The sequence below is a fragment of the Chryseobacterium ginsengisoli genome (assembly GCF_039542325.1).
GTDB lineage: Bacteria > Bacteroidota > Bacteroidia > Flavobacteriales > Weeksellaceae > Chryseobacterium > Chryseobacterium ginsengisoli.
Genome location: NZ_BAABHX010000001.1, coordinates 560,555 through 579,879 on the forward strand (window position 1 = coordinate 560,555; position 19,325 = coordinate 579,879).

Annotated in this window: 14 protein-coding genes; 7 read left to right on the top strand and 7 right to left on the bottom strand. The window is 33.5% G+C overall.

Annotated features, from left to right (window positions below):
• Window positions 1-16 precede the first annotated feature (16 nt).
• From ABD940_RS02580 to ABD940_RS02590, 3 genes are all read right to left on the bottom strand, one after another.
• Window positions 17-1,336: a TolC family protein gene (locus ABD940_RS02580; RefSeq protein ID WP_345200122.1), complete on the bottom strand. Its 1,320-nt coding sequence runs from the start codon at window positions 1,334-1,336 to the stop codon at window positions 17-19.
• A complete protein-coding gene (locus ABD940_RS02585) occupies window positions 1,320-1,946 on the bottom strand; it encodes a TetR/AcrR family transcriptional regulator (RefSeq protein WP_345200123.1) in 627 nt (208 codons plus the stop codon). Before ABD940_RS02585 ends, ABD940_RS02580 begins: the two co-directional genes overlap by 17 nt.
• Before the next feature lie 299 nt (window positions 1,947-2,245).
• A complete protein-coding gene (locus ABD940_RS02590; protein ID WP_345200124.1) occupies window positions 2,246-3,364 on the bottom strand; it encodes a DNA polymerase III subunit in 1,119 nt (372 codons plus the stop codon).
• Between the two features lie 257 nt (window positions 3,365-3,621).
• Here ABD940_RS02590 and bamG point away from each other — a divergent pair, with 257 nt between their 5' ends.
• Genes bamG through ABD940_RS02605 form a run of 3 tightly spaced genes read left to right on the top strand, consistent with a single transcriptional unit; the run spans window position 3,622 to window position 6,560 of the window.
• Window positions 3,622-4,917, top strand: coding sequence for a BamG family beta-barrel-assembly machinery protein (bamG, locus tag ABD940_RS02595; RefSeq protein WP_345200126.1), 1,296 nt, complete (start codon window positions 3,622-3,624; stop codon window positions 4,915-4,917).
• Window position 4,918: 1 nt separating this feature from the next.
• Window positions 4,919-5,512: an LPS export ABC transporter periplasmic protein LptC gene (lptC, locus tag ABD940_RS02600; RefSeq protein WP_345200127.1), complete on the top strand. Its 594-nt coding sequence runs from the start codon at window positions 4,919-4,921 to the stop codon at window positions 5,510-5,512.
• 4 nt (window positions 5,513-5,516) lie between these two features.
• Window positions 5,517-6,560 carry an anhydro-N-acetylmuramic acid kinase gene (locus ABD940_RS02605; protein WP_345200128.1) on the top strand — a complete coding sequence of 348 codons (1,044 nt, stop codon included), beginning with the start codon at window positions 5,517-5,519 and terminating at the stop codon, window positions 6,558-6,560.
• Between the two features lie 29 nt (window positions 6,561-6,589).
• On the opposite strand, the gene ABD940_RS02610 is transcribed toward ABD940_RS02605, so the two are convergent.
• Window positions 6,590-6,979 (bottom strand): hypothetical protein, encoded by a 390-nt coding sequence (locus tag ABD940_RS02610; protein WP_055980700.1) that lies wholly within the window; start codon window positions 6,977-6,979, stop codon window positions 6,590-6,592.
• Window positions 6,980-7,015: 36 nt separating this feature from the next.
• Between ABD940_RS02610 and ABD940_RS02615 the strand changes: the two genes are divergently transcribed.
• Window positions 7,016-7,627, top strand: coding sequence for an NUDIX hydrolase (locus ABD940_RS02615; protein ID WP_345200130.1), 612 nt, complete (start codon window positions 7,016-7,018; stop codon window positions 7,625-7,627).
• On the opposite strand, the gene ABD940_RS02620 is transcribed toward ABD940_RS02615, so the two are convergent.
• Both ABD940_RS02620 and gldJ read right to left on the bottom strand, forming a co-directional pair.
• Entirely contained in the window at window positions 7,620-8,891 is a 1,272-nt protein-coding gene (locus ABD940_RS02620) for a UDP-N-acetylmuramoyl-tripeptide--D-alanyl-D-alanine ligase (RefSeq protein WP_345200131.1), read from the bottom strand. The genes ABD940_RS02615 and ABD940_RS02620 overlap by 8 nt on opposite strands.
• A gap of 63 nt (window positions 8,892-8,954) precedes the next feature.
• Window positions 8,955-10,550 (bottom strand): gliding motility lipoprotein GldJ, encoded by a 1,596-nt coding sequence (gene gldJ / locus ABD940_RS02625; protein WP_345200132.1) that lies wholly within the window; start codon window positions 10,548-10,550, stop codon window positions 8,955-8,957.
• Window positions 10,551-10,714: 164 nt separating this feature from the next.
• On the opposite strand from gldJ, the gene porU reads away from it, so the two are divergent.
• The 3 genes from porU to ABD940_RS02640 all read left to right on the top strand — a co-directional run bounded on the left by porU (window position 10,715) and on the right by ABD940_RS02640 (window position 18,605).
• A complete protein-coding gene (porU, locus tag ABD940_RS02630) occupies window positions 10,715-14,614 on the top strand; it encodes a type IX secretion system sortase PorU (protein ID WP_345200133.1) in 3,900 nt (1,299 codons plus the stop codon).
• Between the two features lie 60 nt (window positions 14,615-14,674).
• On the top strand, window positions 14,675-15,838 hold the full coding sequence (gene porV, locus ABD940_RS02635; RefSeq protein WP_345200134.1) for a type IX secretion system outer membrane channel protein PorV: 1,164 nt from the start codon (window positions 14,675-14,677) through the stop codon (window positions 15,836-15,838).
• A gap of 481 nt (window positions 15,839-16,319) precedes the next feature.
• Complete coding sequence (locus ABD940_RS02640; RefSeq protein WP_345200135.1) at window positions 16,320-18,605, top strand: FUSC family protein; 2,286 nt, start codon at window positions 16,320-16,322, stop codon at window positions 18,603-18,605.
• Here the strand turns inward: ABD940_RS02640 and ABD940_RS02645 are convergent.
• Window positions 18,586-19,200, bottom strand: coding sequence for a 4'-phosphopantetheinyl transferase superfamily protein (locus ABD940_RS02645; protein WP_345200137.1), 615 nt, complete (start codon window positions 19,198-19,200; stop codon window positions 18,586-18,588). The genes ABD940_RS02640 and ABD940_RS02645 overlap by 20 nt on opposite strands.
• Window positions 19,201-19,325: the final 125 nt, after the last annotated feature.

Here is a 19,325-nt window from a genome sequence, read left to right on the forward strand (position 1 = left end):
GGTATAGTTCTTAATTTTATTTAATTGTTAAAGTTCCTGTAGTCTGTAATAGTTTTCTGTAAGCCAACGCTGCGTCTGCTTTTGCATTAATTACACCAACGTTTGCTGAAATCTGAGCCGCATCTGCATCCAATAATTCCGTCATGGTTGCAAGACCGTTGTCATATTTATTTTTTGTGATTCTGTAGTTTTCATTAGCCTGTTCTGCCGTTTTCTCGAAAACAGAAATTCTCTTTTTAGAGTAATCTGTATTTTGATATTCTCTGTTAACATCAAGCTTGATATTGTCATTCAGCAATTCATTGGTTGCCGTTAATTGCATTTCTCTTGCCTGTGACTGCTTCAAAGAAGAATTTTCTTTCCAAATATTCGATAAATTGTAAGAAATTCCAACTCCTACGTTTACAGCATTATAAACTGTTAAAAATTTAGGAATATCTGCCGCTACATAACCTCCAGTGAATGCAATCGAAGGAAGATTTTCAGCTTTTGCAGACTTTGTTCCCAATGCAGCCGCTTGTCTTTGTTTATCCAAAGCCTGAAGATCTTTACGATTTTCTTTAGCTTCATTTACATAAAAATCAACCGCTTTTACATCTGAACCTTCTTCGATATAATTTTGATCGACTTCAATTTCCGTAGTTTCAGGGATTCCTAATAACAAATCCATATTGATGTTGGCAATATTGTAATTATTTTTTGCTTCCAATAATTGCAATTCGATATTTGAAGTCTGAAGATTTGCTTTTAAACGGTCGTTTCTTGCAATTACTCCATTATTTTCAAGCTTAAGGAAAGTCTCATCTCTTTTTTGAGAAGCAGTAAGATTTTCTTCTAAAACTTTGATAGACTGATTGGCTTTAAATAAATTATTATAAGCCTGAGCAACATTATAGGCGATCGCGATCTTATCGTTTTCTGTACTTAGTTTTGAAGCTTCAACTAAATATTTTGCAGATTCGATTCCGTATTTTATTTTTCCACCGTTGTAAATAGGAACGCTTAGATTAGCCGATCCATAAGCAACCTGATGTACTGTCGGACTTGCTGCTCCTGAACCTGATCCAGTCGAAAGTTTCAGATCAATATTCGGTTTTATCGGAAGATACATATAGCTCCCTGAAACTTTCAATTCCGGAAGTTGTCTGTTCTTTGCTTCCAAAAGATCAGCTGTAGCTTCTTCGATCTTCGCTGCATCGATCTTCAGATTTTTGCTGTTTTGGATACCCAACTGCACAGCTTCATCAAGAGTGAGTGCTTTTTTCTCCTGAGCATTTGCGTTTGCAATCCCTACGAATAGAGCCAACGCAAGGACTGAGTTATTTATTTTCTTCATAACCAAGAAGGTCTTTTAGTAAATATTTAATATGTTTATTAAGTTCTGTGTAATATTTTTCGTCAAAAACTTCATCTTCTTCAGTATCGTTCAGGAATTCCTTGTACATTTCCTTTGCATTGGATGCATAAAATAATGTTCCGCTTACTGTTGAATGAAGCAGATAGATCGGAGGATTTTTAGTAAAAATTCCTTTCTCTAATCCGCTTTCCAAAATTTTTGAGTACATGGTAAGGAATCCCATTTTGGTCTCCTTTAGAAACTCCACGATCTGAGGATTTTCTGCATGAAGCTGCTCTCTCTGCATGATTCTGTAAAAACACTTGTGATGTCTTACTTTACCTGCAAACTGATCTACTATCTTTTCTACTTTTTCCCAGTCATTAATATCAGTTCTCTCAATAATGTCTTTTGAGAAAAACTGTCCTTCATTCATTCTATATTCTACTAACTTTTCATAAAGTTTTTCCTTTGAACCAAAATAGTAAGATATCATAGAAATATTCACATTTGCTGCTTTTGCGATCTCCCTTGTGGAAGTTCCTTCGAAGCCTTTTTCAGCGAAAAGCACTTCGGCAGCAAACAATATATTCTCTTCTTTTGAAATCATTTTAATACTCTCATTTTTTCTGGTGCAAATTTACATCGGATTTTTGACAAATCAAACGATTGATTGATTTTTTAATTTATTTTTAATATTTAATTATTTAAAAACCTGATAACTAGTTGATTATATTTTATTTAAAAAATTAATAATCATTATAGATTCCGTATTTTTTCAATAGAATAAAAATGAATTTTTCACCGAAATCATGCGTGAAGAAACAAATTTCTGAAAAATGGATATGAAAATTTAATGTTATGATTCATTAATATTAAAAAACTCCGACAAAATTGCCGGAGTTTCTATTATGAATTCTTATGAATATATCTTGATAATTTTATGCCTAGATCCGTCCATACAATTTTAGGGTTTCCGTTCCGGGTCAAATGTAAATCGGCGGTACTGATTTCTTCCAAAATACTTTCAATATTTGCACCACTGATGAATTTTGAGAAGCCAAGCCAATTAAAACCATTTGCATCGATCTTTTTATATACCAAACTCTCCGACTGATAATTCTGCAGCAAAGCCAATCTGAAAATTTCTGAACAATAATTTAAAAAGTTTTTCTGTTTTTCACGGTTCCAACCTGCAATTTCTCTTGCCCAAAGAATAATATTTTTAAGAAAACCAGGCTTCTTTTTCACCATAAAAGCATCACGAACCCACTGAATAAATAATTTTTCAAATTCCTCATTCTTACTTCCGGATTGTAATAATTTAATGGCATCATTCAAATCACCCTGAGCTTCGTGAATGATTTCTTTTAATTTATCGTCAGAAACATTAAAATTCTTTTTGAGATAAACTTCAATATCTTCATCATTAATTCTAGGAACTTCCACAATCTGAGTTCTCGAAAGAATTGTCGGAAGAATATCGTTGGAAGATTCTGCAGTCAATAAAATAATTGTTTTTGCAGGAGGTTCTTCTAAAAATTTAAGGAATTTATTAGATGCGGCAATATTCATTTTATCAGCTCTCCAGACAATTAAAATTTTTGTTCCGCCTTCGAAACTTTTTAATGAAAATTTTTGATTCTGGTCATCAATTTCATCTGCAGAAATAAAAAGCTGTTTATTTTCCGACTCCAGAAAAGCCGTCCAGTCGTCATAGCTTGAATAAGGAGAATTCATGATCATTTCACGAAATTCTTCAAATTTATTCTTACTTAAAGAATTTTTATTATCCGTAAAAACCGGAAAACTGAAATGTAAATCAAGGTGATTCAGATGCTCAACCTTCGAAGCGGCATGCTCATTTTCACCATGAAGAACTTCTTTTGCATACGCAAGAACCATCGGCAATGTTCCATACCCTTCCTTTCCTACGAAAAGCTGGGCGTGGCTCACTCTGTTTTCGGCGATACTGTCTCTGAGAAGTTTTTTCAGATTTTCCTGTCCGGCAATGTTCTCCCAATTCATGGCTCAAAGATATGAAAATTGTAAATTTGTCGAACGTGAATTTTACACAGCAAATGAATTTTGTTTTGTGGGTGAATTGTGAATTTTAGCAATATAATTTAAAATTCTACATTAAAAAATTCACAGGCAAAGCGAATTGACGACTCACTGTTCGCCATTATTATCACTATTCATACCCCTTAACAAACTTTAACCTCTTATAATTTTTACAATTCATTAATATTTAAGATATTTGCGCATTGTTTTAAAAATAAAGAATGAAAAAAATCTTTGTACTATCATTCATATCAGTTGGGTATTTCCTAAATGCACAGAATATAAGTAACTCACCCTATGCAACATATGGAATTGGAGATGTAAAATATGATAATACGATCGAAACTTCCTCAATGGGAGGTATATCAACCGCTTATATAAGTGATTTTACCGGTAATTTTAACTTCGCAAACCCTGCGAACAATGCCAATTTCGAGCTTACAAGTATAAAACTGGAAGCTAGCAACGAAAACAATTACTTCAAAACAGATTATAATAGTACGAAGTCTACTAAACATTCTACGTATTTATCAAACATCGCATTAGCATTTCCTTTGTCTCCAAAGTTGAAAATGGGACTTTCCTATCAACCTTACAGCTCAAAAAGTTATGAAATCTTACATCCAATAACTACAACTGATGCATCAGGAAATGTAACTGTAATAGGAGCCAACAGATTTAAAGGAAGCGGAACATTAAATACTGCTCAAATTGCTTTAGGATATAAAGTCAATGAGAAGTTTGCAGTGGGAGCAAGAGCGAATTATTATTTCGGAAATCTTTACGACCTGAATGAATTGGCATACACAAATGCTGAGTTGATTAATGGATACGAAACTAAAAACAGTGTTCATAACTTCAACTTTACGTTAGGAGCAAGCTATCAAAACTTAAATACAAGTACAGACAGAAAACTAACGATTGGAGCTACTACTACTTTCGGAAACACAAGTAATATGACTACTAATTATGTAAATAGTACATATTTCTATGATAGTTCAGGGACTGTAAAAAATAATGAAAGTATTATTGATCAAAAAAATACAAGTTCTAAAAATCTTTTACCATTACAGGCATCAGTCGGTGTAGGTTATGGTGAAGAAAACAAATGGTTCTTATCTGTTCAGGGAGATTATAAAAAAGGAGAAAGTATTGCTTATTTCGGGAATACATTAGATCTTCAGGATTCTTACAGAATTTCTGCCGGAGGTTGGTATTTGCCAAACTATAACAATTTCAGAAGTTACTTTTCAAGGATTGTTTACAGGTATGGAGCTTTCTATGAAAAAGGAAATCTTCAACTTGCAGGACAGAATATTAATAAATTCGGAGTTTCTGCCGGAGTTCTTCTTCCGTTCAAAACAAGTAGTATAACAAGGATGAGTGGTTTAGAACTTGGATTAGAAGTTGGAAAAAGAGGAACTCTTAAAAATAATCTGATCAATCAAAATTATATTAACTTAAAAGTTGGTTTCAATTTTGCAGACAGATGGTTCAGAAAGAATCTATATAACTAAAATGACGTTTTTTAGAAACATATCTTACAAAAAAAATATAGCATACCTTTTTAGTTGTGCTATATTTTTTATAATTACCTCCTGTGAAGAAGATCTTACAAAGAATAAAGGTAAAGAAAACAAGAATTTCCCTTCACAAATCATCAATAATGCCAATATCATTCAGAGAGATTCCGGATTTGTAACAATGAGGGCAAAAGCTCCGATCATCGAAAAGTATGAGTTGATCGACAGTCCCTATACAGTTGCAAGAAAAGGAATTGATATTCAGTTTTTTGATAAGAAAAAACCAAAGATTCCGGGAACGATAAAGGCAAAATATGCTAAATTTTACGATTATAAAAAATTTTATGAAGCAAAAGGTAATGTAAGAATTACTACAAATGAAGGAGATAGATTTGCTATGCAAAGTGTATATTGGGATCAGATAAAGAAAAGTATTTATACACGAGACACAGTGTATGTAACGAGAAAAGACGGAAGCACATTAATTGGAGCTCACGGAATGCGTGCAAAAGATGATTTTTCCGAATATGTTTTCTATCAGAATTCGGGAGATTTTGCGACACCTCAAATATCTGAATCTAAAAAATAATTCCATGATATTCCATGCGATCGGATTGATGTCCGGAACCAGTTTAGACGGTTTGGATATTTGTTTTGCAAAATTTAAAAAGCAAGATTCGTGGAATTTTGAAATTATAAAATCCGAAACAATTCCTTATTCAAAAGATTGGGAAGAAAAACTCAGAAATTCTATTCATCTTTCAGCCGAAAAACTGTTAGAATTAAATTCTGAATATGGTTTTTATTTAGGTAAATCAGTAAAAAAATTCATAGAAAAACACCAGCTTGAAGGTATAGATTTGATCGCTTCTCATGGTCATACAGTTTTTCATCAGCCTCAAAAGAAATTCACTCTACAGATCGGTGACGGAAGAGCAATCAAATTAGAAACTAATTTGCCTGTAATTTATGATTTCCGAAGTCAGGATGTTTTGATGGGCGGAAATGGTGCTCCACTTGTTCCGATTGGGGATCAATTATTATTTTCCCAATATGATGCCTGTCTTAATTTAGGTGGATTTTCTAATATTTCTTTAAAAATCAATGGTCAAAGAATTGCTTTTGATATTGCTCCTGTAAATATTGTTTTGAATAAATTGGTTCAGAAATTTAATAAAAATTTCGACGAAAACGGAGATTTAGCCAAAACAGGAAAGATCATTGAAGAATTATTACTACAATTAAATTCATTACCATTTTATCAACAATCCCATCCAAAATCCTTGGGTATCGAATGGTGTAATGAAAATATTTATCCTTTATTTGAAAATATTGGAACACTTGATGCTTTAGCAACTTTTACAAAACATGCAGCTCAGCAAATTTCGAAAGTTTTTAATGAAAATCAATTAAAGCATGTACTTTTTACAGGTGGCGGAACTTTTAATCAATATTTAATTGAAAAAATAAAAGCAAAAACAAATACCGAAATCATTGTTCCAAACAAAGAAATCATTGAATATAAAGAAGCCCTGATCTTTGCATTCATGGGTGTTTTGAGACTTAATAACGAAATTAATGTTCTCGCTTCCGCAACTGGAAGTTCGAATGACCACAGTTCTGGAATTATTGTATAAAAAAAACCTTCATTGCTGAAGGTTTCTGTTTATTTATAAGCTTCGATCTTATCTGTCAAAGTATTAATGAAATTTTGAAGAGGCTTTTCTACCATCATTTTGATGAAAGGGTTAAATTTTCCTTCAAATAACATCTGAACTTCCGTCTGATTTTCATTAAGAGGGTTCAAAGTTGCCGTTAATGAAAAGTCTAAACTTGAGCTTGCAGACTTTAAAACTGCCTTTTGATCGTTCACTTCATCTATTTTTAAAGCGATTTCCGGCATTCCCTGCAATCCGAATTTAAATCCATCTTCTCTCGTTTCAAACTTCTGAAGACCATCCGGCATAAAATCTTTGTAATTTTCTGGAGATTTTAGTACTTCTACCAATTCTTTAGATGATTTATTGACAATAATCTTTCGTCCTTCTAAATTCATTTTTTATTTTTGTATTTAAATTCTTAATTATTACAAATGTATAAAGTTTTTGTGAACGAAAAAAAATTATTACTGTCTAAGCAATCTGAAAACTTAGAAAAATCGCTTGGATATGAAGGTGTCACATCTTTGGAGATCGCTTTGGATCTTCTTGAAAATACATCTGTAACAGAATTGAACGTTTTTGGAGAAAATATTGATGAAATTTGGTCAGAATTTCAAAAATTATTCAGAATTATCGAAGCTGCGGGAGGAATTGTAAATAATCCTGAAGGTGATATTCTTTTTATAAAAAGACTTGGAAAATGGGATCTTCCGAAGGGTAAAATGGAAAAAGGTGAATCTCGCGAAGAATCTGCAATAAGGGAAATTGAAGAGGAAACGGGACTTGCGAATGTTGAATTGGTACAGTTTATCAACACGACTTATCATATTTATGTAGAAAGAAATGGAGATAAAGTACTGAAATGTACCCATTGGTTTGAAATGAATTTTGATGGAGAAGACACTTCAAAACCACAAATTGAAGAAGGAATCACTGAAGTTGCCTGGAAAAACACCGCTAAAATCGAAGACGAAGTTTTCCCAAGCACATTCAAAAATATTAAATTGATCGTAAAAGAATTCTGGAGCTCAAAGATTAAATAAAATCAATTGATTTTTCCAGCGCAATACCTCTGGAACCTTTTAATAAGATATTTTCCGACTGGATTTTATTCTGTTTCAGGTATTCTGTTAACTCGGCTGTACTTGTAAAAGCTTTATCCGAAGAATTTACATCTTTAAAATTTTTACCTACTGTGATAATTTCATCAAATCCTAATTCCTGAGCCAATTTCAGGATGCTTTGATGTTCTTTTTCACTCTCCTCTCCCAATTCCAGCATATCACCGATAATGATTGTTTTCGAGCCATCAAAAGTGATAAAATTGTGCAGAGAAGCATTCATAGAACTTGGATTAGCGTTATAAGTATCCAAAACTAAAGTCCTACCCCCTTTTTTAACTACCTGAGAGCGCATGTTTGTAGGTGTATAATTTTCGATAGCATCTTTAATTTTTTCAAAATTAATTCCAAAATGAAGCCCTAAACTTGCTGCGGCACAAAGATTCGTGAAATTATATTCTCCTGTAAGTTTAGAAACGGCTTTTGTATCATTATAAATTAAGCCTACAAAATGTTCTTCCGAGAATAATTCAAACTGATAATCTGAACTATCTTTTCCAAAAGTAATTTTGGGTGAATAGTTTTCTGTTTTTTCAACCTGAATTGGATCATTTTCATTAACAATAATTGTTTCCTGATGAGCTTTAAGATAATCATATAACTCAGATTTACCTTTGATTACTCCTTCAAAACCTCCAAAACCTTCTAAATGTGCCTTTCCGAAATTGGTAATATATCCAAAATTAGGCTGAGAAATAGAGCAAAGAAGTTCGATTTCTTTTTGATGATTGGCTCCCATTTCAATAACTGCCATTTCATGTTCAGGTTTGATAGAAAGAATTGTCAGAGGAACTCCGATATGATTATTCAAATTTCCAAAGGTATACTGAACATTGAATTTTTCTGAAAGAACAGCATGAATAATTTCTTTCGTTGTTGTTTTTCCATTACTCCCGGTAAGTCCGATAATAGGGATTTGAAGCTGTTTTCTATGATGAATAGCAAGTTCCTGTAAAAATTCTAAGGTCGAATGAACATAGAAAATGTTTTTAGCATTATTTTCAAAATCTTTCTGCTCGACAATTACTGCTAAAGCACCATTTTCAATTGCCTGTTCAGCAAAAGTTGCCGCATTAAAATTTTCGCCTGAAAATGCAAAGAAAATATCATTCTTCCCGATTTTTCGGCTGTCGATGGTTACCTTTTCAGATTGTAAAAACAAAGGATAAAACTGTTCTATATTCATAGTTCAAAAATAAAAAAACCTTCCAAAATTTTGGAAGGTTTTTGAAAATTATTTTGATAAATATTATCTTCTTGTTCTACTTTTGTCGCTTACTCTAGCGTCCTGAGCTACACGGAATCCGATCCATCCATAAGCTCTGTTTTCAGTCTTATATCTTCTTTGTCCCGGATCTAGCCAATAAGCTGTATCTTGCCAAGAACCTCCTTTTACTACTCTAACGTCGTTAGAAATTCCAGAAGTTCTTTCTTTTTTATCTTTCTGTAAAACTACTTTACCACTAGCATCTACAATAAACTTTGATTTAGGAGAATTGTACATGTCGTATGAAGAAACAGAATCTGATGCAGTTCTATAATCTAGAGAAGACATTCTGTCACCATCTCTGTAGTTTCTGTAATCAGCAATAGTTTCTTTTTCAAAATGACCTGGTAGATTTCTGTAAACTAATCTTCCGTCTGCCAAAGTATCATACTTGATATTGCTTTCATCAACCATCTTGTAAGTTCCGTCTCCGTTTCTTACAACAGCTTGAGGCATATTTCCTCTATAGTAGTTGAAATCACTGAAGTCTTCATCAATAATTGGTCTGTAAACATCAGCCGTCCATTCTGATACGTTTCCGTACATACCGTAGATACCTAAATCGTTAGAAGGGTATTGTCTTACGTCAGAAGTTTGTGCTGAACCGTCGTTTTTCCAACCTGCGATACCAGAGTAGTCACCAGTTCCCATCTTGAAGTTTTCAAGGAACATACCTCTTTCTCTACCTTTAGTACCTCTTAGTTTTTCAATCTCAGGTTTTTTACCTTTGTATTGGTTGTACTCTCTATTTTTAGCCATACCTAAAGCTGCGTATTCCCATTCAACTTCGGTAGGAAGTCTGAATTTCGAAACCATTGCAGCGTTCGGAGCTCTGTTTGCAGCTAGTAATCTTTGGTTTGTAGTTTTCAAACCAGTTTTTTGCTGCATTCTTTTCTCGTTAATATATCCTTGCATTTCCGGATCATTCGATTTGAATTTATCCATGTTAAATGCAGTTCCACCTTGGTTATTAGATTCGTTTATATACAAATCTTTGGCAATAATACCAGCTTGCATTAAAGCTTTTTCGTTTGCTCTGTCTGACAACCACTCGCAATATCTGTTTGCCTGAGTCCAAGATACACCTACTACCGGATAGTAATCGAATTCAGGAGAACGGAAATACGTCTCGTTGTAATCATTTCTAGATAGTTTGTTGTCCCATAATAAGGTATCCGGCAACGCACCGTTGTAGATATCCTTAAAACTAGGATCACTTGGAGGGAATACATACTTCAACCATGTAAGGTATTCGCGGTATTCGTAGTTAGTAATTTCAGTTTCCCCGATAAAGAACGAACTTACCTGCATTCTGCGCGGCGAGTTATTCCAATCGTGCATAACATCATCTTTCACTAATCCCATTGTAAAAGTTCCACCTTCTACATATACCATTCCCGGCCAACCTTTCTGCTTTTGTTGCTTTCCTGCAAAAAACCAACCTTGTTTCTCGTTTGGTTTCCAACCTGTTTTGCTGACAAATTTTTTAGTACCGCCGCCATTATTAGATCCTCCGCAACTGGTTAATGCAAGTGTAGAACTTAATGCTATTAATGAAAACAACTGTAGTTTTTTCATAGTCGATATAAATATTTTCAAAGTACAAAGAAAAAGTAAATTATTCAATAAATCAAGTAAAGAGTTGATTTTTTTGAAAAACGTTAACAAATTAATTTTATTGTATCACAATTTAATTATAAAATTTTCATTTATTTTGTAATTCAGAAATTTCAATAATAAACATGAAACAAAAAATCTCACTTTTATTTCTATTAAGCTTTGTATCAACACTCTGGGCTCAAAGAATCACCATCGAATGGGATGGCTCTAAAATTCGAGACTTTGGTGAAACAAAATTTAATCTCCCTAATTTTAAAAATCAAGGATTTTCATTCAGCCAAAATAACATTTTTATAACAACTAAACAACAGGTTGGAGAAAAGCAGCTGAAAGTTTCGAATCCTGTTTGGGAAAGTATTTCCAATAAAGATCTCTTCGAAATAAGTAAAGATCTGCTTCCTGACTATGAAATAAAAGATGTTAACTATTATTATCTTGACGGAGAAAAATATGCAAACATCAGTGTTTCCTTATTTAAAAATGTAAAAGGTAAGATACAAAGATTGTCTTCATTTGAAATTTCAGAGACCAATTTATCCAATAATATAGGCAGTGCTTTGAAAGTTGGAACCACAAACAATCCGCTAAATACAGGAAATTTCTTTAAAATAAAAGTTGACAAATCGGGTATCTTTAAAATTACAAAACAATTTTTACAGGATAACGGAATCAACCCTTCTTCTGTAAATCCTAAGAATTTCAGAATTTATGGAAATGGAGGAATTTTGCTTCCGGAATACAACCAGGATGTAAAATATAGTGCTCTTCAGGAAAACGCCATTCAGGTTGTGGGTGAAGATGACGGAGTCTGGAATGATAATGATTATGCATTATTTTATGCTCAAGGTCCGAATGGATACAATCTTTACAATACATCAAACGGAAATGGTTTTAAAAGGATAGATACAAGAAGTGACAGAAGTGAGGGTGTAAAAAATATCTATGAAGATTATTCTTATTATTATATAAATTTCGATAAAGGTGCAGGAAAAAGAATTCAGCCTGTAGACATCAACCTGCCTTCAAGTGCGCTAATTACACGATTTGATAATTATCAGGTTATAAATAACGATCAAAAAAACCTAATGAAATTAGGTAGAACGTGGGTAGAAGATGCTCCTTTTACTACAGATAAGGCAGTTACTTTCAATACCGCTTCTCCGATTCAGGGTGGAGATATTATTAGGTACAGGGCTCAAGTAATCGCGTATAAATCTCAATTAAACAATATTACCTATAATATTAATAATCAGAATCCTTCTACAGTACCTGTGTTAGGTCCAGGAACCAGCGGTACAAATGAATTTTATATTACAAGATATACAGGAACGATTACGGGATTAAGCGGAAGCCAGATCACATTTAATCTTAAACCCGATATTACAGTAAATCCTAACGGAACTTTCTATCCTGATTATTTTGAAGTCCAGTATAAAGACAATCTAAACTTTAATGGAACTCAGATGAGTTTCAGAGATTATTCTTTAGTTAGTGGAAGTAATACAACATATGGTTTCAGTTTATCTAATGCTTCTGCAGCAGAACAAATCTGGGATGTTACAGATATTACAAACGTAAACAGAAGAGTAAATAAAGCTACAGGAAATACAACTTTCAACTTTGCTTATACGGCTTCAGATCAGAATTTTAATAATGAATTTGTTGCTTTTAGAGCTGATGCTGCATTCAGTCCTCAATTTGTAGGAAGAATCAATAATCAGAATCTTTCAGCATTGCAAAATGTAGATTATCTGATCATTACAACTCCAGAATTGATGGGACAGGCTCAAAGATTAGCCAATTATCATCAGACAAAAAATAACTACAACGTACAAATTATAGATACCGACAAAATTTATAATGAATTTGGAAGCGGAAGTAGAGATCTTACAGCAATCAGAGATTTTGTAACTAAACTGAACACTCCTTTAGGTACTTTAAAATATGTATTTATTTTAGGAGATGCTTCTTACGATTACAAAAACAGAATATCTAATAATTCCAATGTCGTATCAAGTTATACAAGTGAAGAATCTTCAGATGTTGTAAAATCTTTCATTACAGATGATTATGTTGTAATGACAAAACCACAGACGAACGAATCTATCATCAACAATTTACCAGATCTTCCGATAGGCAGACTTCCTGCAGCTAATGCAACCGAAGCTTCTAATATGATCGATAAAACATTGGCGTATTATAATAGTTTATCGGGACAGTCAACGCCTTTTGGGGAGTGGAAAATGAAGCTTGATTTCGTAGTAGATGATGATAATGATGGGATAAATGTTCCTTTCCATACCATTATGAATAATTCCTTGGTAAGTGTTTTTGAACAAAATAATCAGACTTTAAAAGAATATAATGTAAGAAAGTTATACTTAGATGCTTTTCAGGCTCAAAGTACGGCGGGAGGACAAAGATATCCTCAGGTAAATCAGGCTATTTCTAATGATATCGGAAACAGTTTATACCTTTTTTACTTCGGACATGGAGGTATTAACGGATGGGCTCAGGAAAGAGTTTTAACTTTATCAGAAGTTCAGAATGCAAATAATTTCACCAATGTATACAGCAGATTCCCTTTTGTATCTACTATTACTTGTGAATTTACACTTTGGGACGATCCGGATATCTCTTCCGCAGGAGAACAGTTTATTAAACTTAAACAAGGTGGACCTGCAACAATGATTACTTCAAGCCGTGCGATTGATGTAATTTATGGTATTAATTTTACAAACCTATTCACTCAAAATATCTTTAAACTTACAAGTGACGATTTTGATACTTTAGGATACGCTCACTTAAATGCGAAGAAACAAAGTGGTTCTTCTTCCGAACATTTAAAGGTAAACTTCTTAGGAGATCCTGCAATGAAATTGAGCAGACCTAAGAGATTATTGGTGATAGACAATATAGAATCTCCGGTTCCGGGATTAATCAGAGGTTTGGATTTCGTTAAGGTAAAAGGTCACATCAACAATCCGAACGGAACTGTAAATACTACTTTCAACGGAAGAGTTGTTATTAATATTTTTGATAAAAGATTAAATAAATCAACATTAAATAATGATGGCGGATTAACGCCGATCCTTCAATATACAGAAGAAGGAAGTGCTATCGTAAAAGCTTCGGGAACGGCTGTAAACGGAGTTTTCACAGTAGAATTCTATGTTCCTAAAGATATCAATTATGCTGTAGGTACGGGAAGAATTTTAGGATATGCCGATAATAAAGCAAGTGATGTATTCAACAATCAGCCGGTACAGGTTGGAGATATTAATCCAAATGGAATCAACGATAACGAACCGCCAAAAGTGAAATTATACATGAACAATACCAACTTCGCAAATGGAGGTATTACAGATCAAAATCCGATGTTATTGGCATGTATTACAGACGATACAGGAATTAATTCAACAGGTTCTGGTATTGGTCACGATATTACAGTATATTTGGACGGGCAAATTATCAATACAGTTGTACTGAATGATTTTTATGCTTCAGGAGAAGGAAACGGATGCTTAAGTCCAAGTTTGGCAGATTATCAAAAAGGAAATGTAACCTACCCTTTCAGAAATCTTGCTGTAGGACAACATCAATTGACATTTAAAGTTTGGGATATAAACAATAATTCTACAACTGCAACGTTAAACTTTGAAGTTAAGGATGAAGCCGATCAGCATCTGATTATCAACAGACCATTGAACTGGCCGAATCCTTTTACCAACAAAACTTACGTTCAGTTTGAGCATAATTGTGATGATATTCTGGATGTAAACGTTCAAATTTATACAATTACAGGAAAATTGGTAAGAACTTTATCTACTCCTGTCGTTGCAGAACCGTTCCTACAGGGCTTTAGAACGCCACGTCAGGCAATAGAATGGGACGGAAGAGACGATTTTGGGGCTACAGTAGCAAAAGGTACGTATATTTTTAAGATATTTGCAAAAAGTCAAAATCAAGAAAAATGCAAAGGAAGTGCTACAGCTGTAGAAAAAATGGTACTTTTGAAATAATTTTAAAACGATAACAGTAATAATATTAATAAAAAACTGATAATATATAAAAGACAACATATGAATTTAACTACTAAACTGCTTTTAGGAATTGGGTTAAGTGCTGGTTTTTTAGGCTATTCTCAAGATTTAAGTCTAGTAAGACCTGTATTAACCGGAGCTCCTTTCTTAAGAATCGCACCAGATGCCAGAGCTGGAGGTATGGGAGATCAAGGGGTGGTAACCTCTCCGGATGCTTTTTCACAATTCTGGAATGCTGCGAAATATCCTTTTAGCAGAACAAGTTCTTCCGTAGGGCTAAACTATACACCTTACATGGGAAAACTTACCAATGATGTGTTTTTATTATACGGAGCCTTCCATAAATTCTTAGGGCAGGAAGAAAGATCTACTATCTCTGCGAGTATCTATTACTTCAACATGGGTCAGGTAGATTTGACTCAATTAGTAGGAAATGATGTTACTTCAATGGGTACATCAAAGCCAAACGAATTCTCAATAGACGTTGCTTACGGGTTAAAGCTTTCAGATTCTTACTCAATGGCCGTTACAGGTAGATTCATTCGCTCAGATTTAGCCGGAGGTTTCAACACGGATACGACTTTAAAGCCTGCAAACTCTTTTGCAGTAGACGTTTCAGGGTACTATACATCTCCTAGATTCTCAAGTTTTGGAGGAATGGATGGAAAATTGAACGCAGGTTTTGCAGTACAAAATCTTGGTCCGAAACTAGACTATACAGGAAACGAAGAATCAAGATCTTATCTTCCGACAATGGCGAGATTAGGACTTGGTTACGATATGTATCTTGACGATATGAACAGAGTTGGAATCAGCTTTGAAGGTTCTAAAATCTTAGTTCCCGGTTCAGAATACGTGGGAATGGATCCGAATACAAGACAACCGATCTATGAAGTTCCAAACGTGGGACCAATTGCAGGTATCGGAAAATCTTTCAAAAACAAAAACTCTATCATGATGAGTGGAGCGTTGGAATATTCTTATGACAATGCATTCTCTGTAAGAACAGGTTATTTCCACGAAAGTGAAGAGCAGGGAGCAAGACAGTTTGCGACCGCAGGTATCGGATTAAAGTACCGTTCTTTCGGACTTGATATTTCTTACCTTATCAATATGTCAAAAATTAATACTGCATTGGACAACACACTTCGTTTCGGACTTACCTGGAACATTGGTGATGAAACATCTAACGTAGATAATTAAAAAATAAAAAACATATAGTTTTTAAAAAGTCTCATATTTTATGAGGCTTTTTTTATTTTGAGAGTTTTTCAGTCATTTATAATTAATTTTTTCAGAAGCTATTTCCCGCTATCCGCTGTATCTTTTTGGTTACGGGCTCCGCTTCACTTCGCCCGCAACCAAAAAGGATGTCGCTACTATCGGGGCTAGAACTTTGTATGTTATTTCAACATTTCGAAATAATAACAAGATTCGTCAACCTATTACTTCTAAAATCATATTACAAAATCTTGAATATAAAAACCACCCCGTCAAAAATTCTGAAGAATTTTCGCCACCCCTCCAAAGGAGGGGAATTCCAAAACGCATATTTTCGCCGGAGATATTTACAATTGATTTACAAAGTAAATTGACGGTTCATATTTTATATCTCTCAAAAAAAATTAACAAATCACTTACAAACTAAAACCCACAATTCACATTTAACTCTTATTTTTGCAATATGAACTATTCTGCGGAGCTCAAAAAATTCGTAACCAGCCAATATGTGTATTCTGCCATCAGAATTACATTAGCTACTGTCTTACCTTGTTTGGTTCTCGCCCACTTCGGAATTTTAAAGGAATATTTTCTTTTTCCGTTGGGAACAAGTTTCGTTGCACTGACCGATCAGCCGGGACCATTTATCAGAAGAAGAAATGCACTGACTTTTGCCATTATCTGCTTCGTATTTGTTGCTTTGATTGCCAGTTTGGTCATGCATTTTAAAGTTTTGGTCTTTGCAGAAATCATCGTTTTCGGAATGTTTTTCTCCCTAATCGGAGTTTACGGACAGAGATTAGCGGCAGTCGGTTCGTTATCATTAGTTGTTCTTGCCATCTTTATCGACGGACATTTGACGGGTGTCAATATTTTAAAAAGTTTATTGATTTTTGCTTCAGGCTGCGCATGGTTTTTATTGATATTTTTAATTGTCACGACCATTCAGCCTTATAAACTGGCAAGTCAGATGATTGGAGAGAATTATCTTCAGTTAGCTGAATTTTTAAAAATTAAAGCGAATTATTATCAAAAAAATCCTGATTTTGATAAACTGACAACACAGGTTATCGCCAAACAGATCGAAATAAAAAACCTTCAGGAAGAAACAAGGGAAACCGTTTTCAAAACAAGGGTTATCGTCAATGAATCCACGACAACAAGCCGTTTATTAATGCTGATGTTGTTGAATTCAATGGATCTTCATGAAAAATTGATGACTTCAGAAAGTGATTATGAAAAACTTCAGAAAATTTTTGACGACACAACCATTCTGGTTAACATCCATGATTATCTGAATTTACTTGCAGAAGAAATAACTAACATCGGAATCTCACTTCAAATCGGAACGAGAGCAAAACCTATGTTTAATCTCGATGTTGAATTAAGAAGTTTAAATCACAATTATTTCGATCTCAGAAACAAAAAAATTTCTCCTGATAATTTTGAAAATTTCATGGTTTTGCGTCAGATTTTAATGCGTATCAATGAAATCACGAAAGAGATCAACGAAATTTATAAAGTTTTTTCACAAGATGTAAAATTGGCAAAAAGTCTTTCCACAGGTTTGGATTTAAAAAAATTCATGCCGAATGAAGAGAAACTTAATTTTAAAGTTTTAAAAAATAATATTTCATTTTCGTCGTCACATTTTCGTCATGCATTAAGAATAACGATAGCTTTATTGTTGGGATATTTGTTTTCATTATTTCAGCTTTTGGGAATCGGACATACATATTGGATCTTAATTACCATTGTTGCCATCTTAAAACCCGCCTACTCCATCACCAAAAAAAGAAATCTACTGAGATTATACGGAACGATTGCCGGTGCTTCGATTGCCTATGGAATTCTTCATTATCTTCATATTAATGAAATTTTGTTTGCCATACTTTTATTAAGCATGATCATGTGTTTCAGCTTTCTGAAAGGAAGATATTTTTGGGCGGTTTTATTTATGACCATTTATGTTTTCCTGAGTTTTAATTTTTTGAGTCCTGGAAATGTTAACATTATTTTCAGGGACAGAATTGTAGATACAATCATTGCTGGAGTAATTACTTCTTTGGTTGCTTATATTGTGCTTCCGGTTTGGGAACATACGCAGAATTTAGATTTAATGAAAAAATCTGCGGAATCTAATTTATTGTATTTTCAAAGTGTGATTTCTAAGTTTCTGGAAGAAGATTTTGACGTTGAAGATTATAAAGTAAAACGTAAAAATGCTATCATTTCATTAGCCAATCTTTCGGATAACTTTCAGAGAATGATCTCTGATCCTAAAAATCAACAGAAAAAACTGGAAGTCGTACATCAGTTTGTGGCAACTTCACATCTGATAACTGCTTACACCGCTTCCCTTTCTCAATATGTAAAAGATGACGAAAAATATCCTGAAATTGATGCAGAAGGCTGGAGCAGAAAAATTGAAGCAGAAATGCAGAAGATCACAAATATTCTGAACGGAGATAAAATCACGGAAACATTAAAAATGGAAAGCCGTATCGAGCCGGAAGATTCTTCTCTTGATGATCTTATTTTAAAAAGAAGAACCGAACTGCTTGAAAATGAAACTTACGACCTTAGAGATCCTGATAAAATTTCGCATTTAACGGAGCTTAAAAATATCCACGACGTTTTGGAACTGATTTTTGATGTTGCCAAAGAACAGCGAAAAGTGATCGAAAAATATAAAAACGAAACTGAAGGAATAGAAACAATTGAAACCGCTATTCCTCAACAATCGTAAAGCAGTAATCGTCGAAGAATTCTACTCTCGCTTTAAATTCGTCGGAAATCTGTTCGTCATAAACTCTGCATTTAATATGATGAAGATGTTTTAACTCAAAAGGTCTTACTTCGTAATGTTTTTTCAGCGACCAGTGTTTGGAATGGTGAATTTTATACATACTTTCTTTCACGCTCCAGATGATCGTATAATAGGTTGATTCATTATCGAAAGGAATAAAACCTCTTTCATTTTCGAATGTGAATTTATCGATTACCCTTAAAATTTTAGGATTAAATTTTTCAATATCAATTCCTATTTTATTTTTAGAAATTGCAATCGCAGCAAAAGGAAAAGAATGTGTAATTGAAATTTCTGCATCTTTCGGAGACAAAAATGGTTCTCTTTCTTTATATAATATTTTTGAATGCGGTTTTAAACCTTTCAGAAGTTTTCGAACCATCAAAACCTCTAATAATTTTTTCGGATGATAATCTTTTACTTTATCTGCGTTTTCAGGTTCTAAAAGTATATTGATATCCAAATCTTCCGTTTCATCGTATTTCCATACAAGAATCGTGGCATTGTCATCTGAAAAATCGCGGTAAAGAGGCATTGGATTATTTTATTTTGCAAAAGTAATAAAAAGATAACTATTTAAAACTTTGATAAGACCATGCAAAAATTCAACCATAAAAAATAGGTTAATTCATTTCTGAAAAAACCTATCATTATTTAAAT

What these genes read in the sequence shown, in the direction of transcription:
- ABD940_RS02580 (WP_345200122.1), bottom strand. Translation starts at nt 1,336, where the DNA reads ATGAAGAAAATAAATAACTCAGTCCTTGCGTTGGCTCTATTCGTAGGG.
- ABD940_RS02585 (WP_345200123.1), bottom strand. Translation starts at nt 1,946, where the DNA reads ATGATTTCAAAAGAAGAGAATATATTGTTTGCTGCCGAAGTGCTTTTC.
- ABD940_RS02590 (WP_345200124.1), bottom strand. Translation starts at nt 3,364, where the DNA reads ATGAATTGGGAGAACATTGCCGGACAGGAAAATCTGAAAAAACTTCTC.
- bamG (WP_345200126.1), top strand. Translation starts at nt 3,622, where the DNA reads ATGAAAAAAATCTTTGTACTATCATTCATATCAGTTGGGTATTTCCTA.
- lptC (WP_345200127.1), top strand. Translation starts at nt 4,919, where the DNA reads ATGACGTTTTTTAGAAACATATCTTACAAAAAAAATATAGCATACCTT.
- ABD940_RS02605 (WP_345200128.1), top strand. Translation starts at nt 5,517, where the DNA reads ATGATATTCCATGCGATCGGATTGATGTCCGGAACCAGTTTAGACGGT.
- ABD940_RS02610 (WP_055980700.1), bottom strand. Translation starts at nt 6,979, where the DNA reads ATGAATTTAGAAGGACGAAAGATTATTGTCAATAAATCATCTAAAGAA.
- ABD940_RS02615 (WP_345200130.1), top strand. Translation starts at nt 7,016, where the DNA reads ATGTATAAAGTTTTTGTGAACGAAAAAAAATTATTACTGTCTAAGCAA.
- ABD940_RS02620 (WP_345200131.1), bottom strand. Translation starts at nt 8,891, where the DNA reads ATGAATATAGAACAGTTTTATCCTTTGTTTTTACAATCTGAAAAGGTA.
- gldJ (WP_345200132.1), bottom strand. Translation starts at nt 10,550, where the DNA reads ATGAAAAAACTACAGTTGTTTTCATTAATAGCATTAAGTTCTACACTT.
- porU (WP_345200133.1), top strand. Translation starts at nt 10,715, where the DNA reads ATGAAACAAAAAATCTCACTTTTATTTCTATTAAGCTTTGTATCAACA.
- porV (WP_345200134.1), top strand. Translation starts at nt 14,675, where the DNA reads ATGAATTTAACTACTAAACTGCTTTTAGGAATTGGGTTAAGTGCTGGT.
- ABD940_RS02640 (WP_345200135.1), top strand. Translation starts at nt 16,320, where the DNA reads ATGAACTATTCTGCGGAGCTCAAAAAATTCGTAACCAGCCAATATGTG.
- ABD940_RS02645 (WP_345200137.1), bottom strand. Translation starts at nt 19,200, where the DNA reads ATGCCTCTTTACCGCGATTTTTCAGATGACAATGCCACGATTCTTGTA.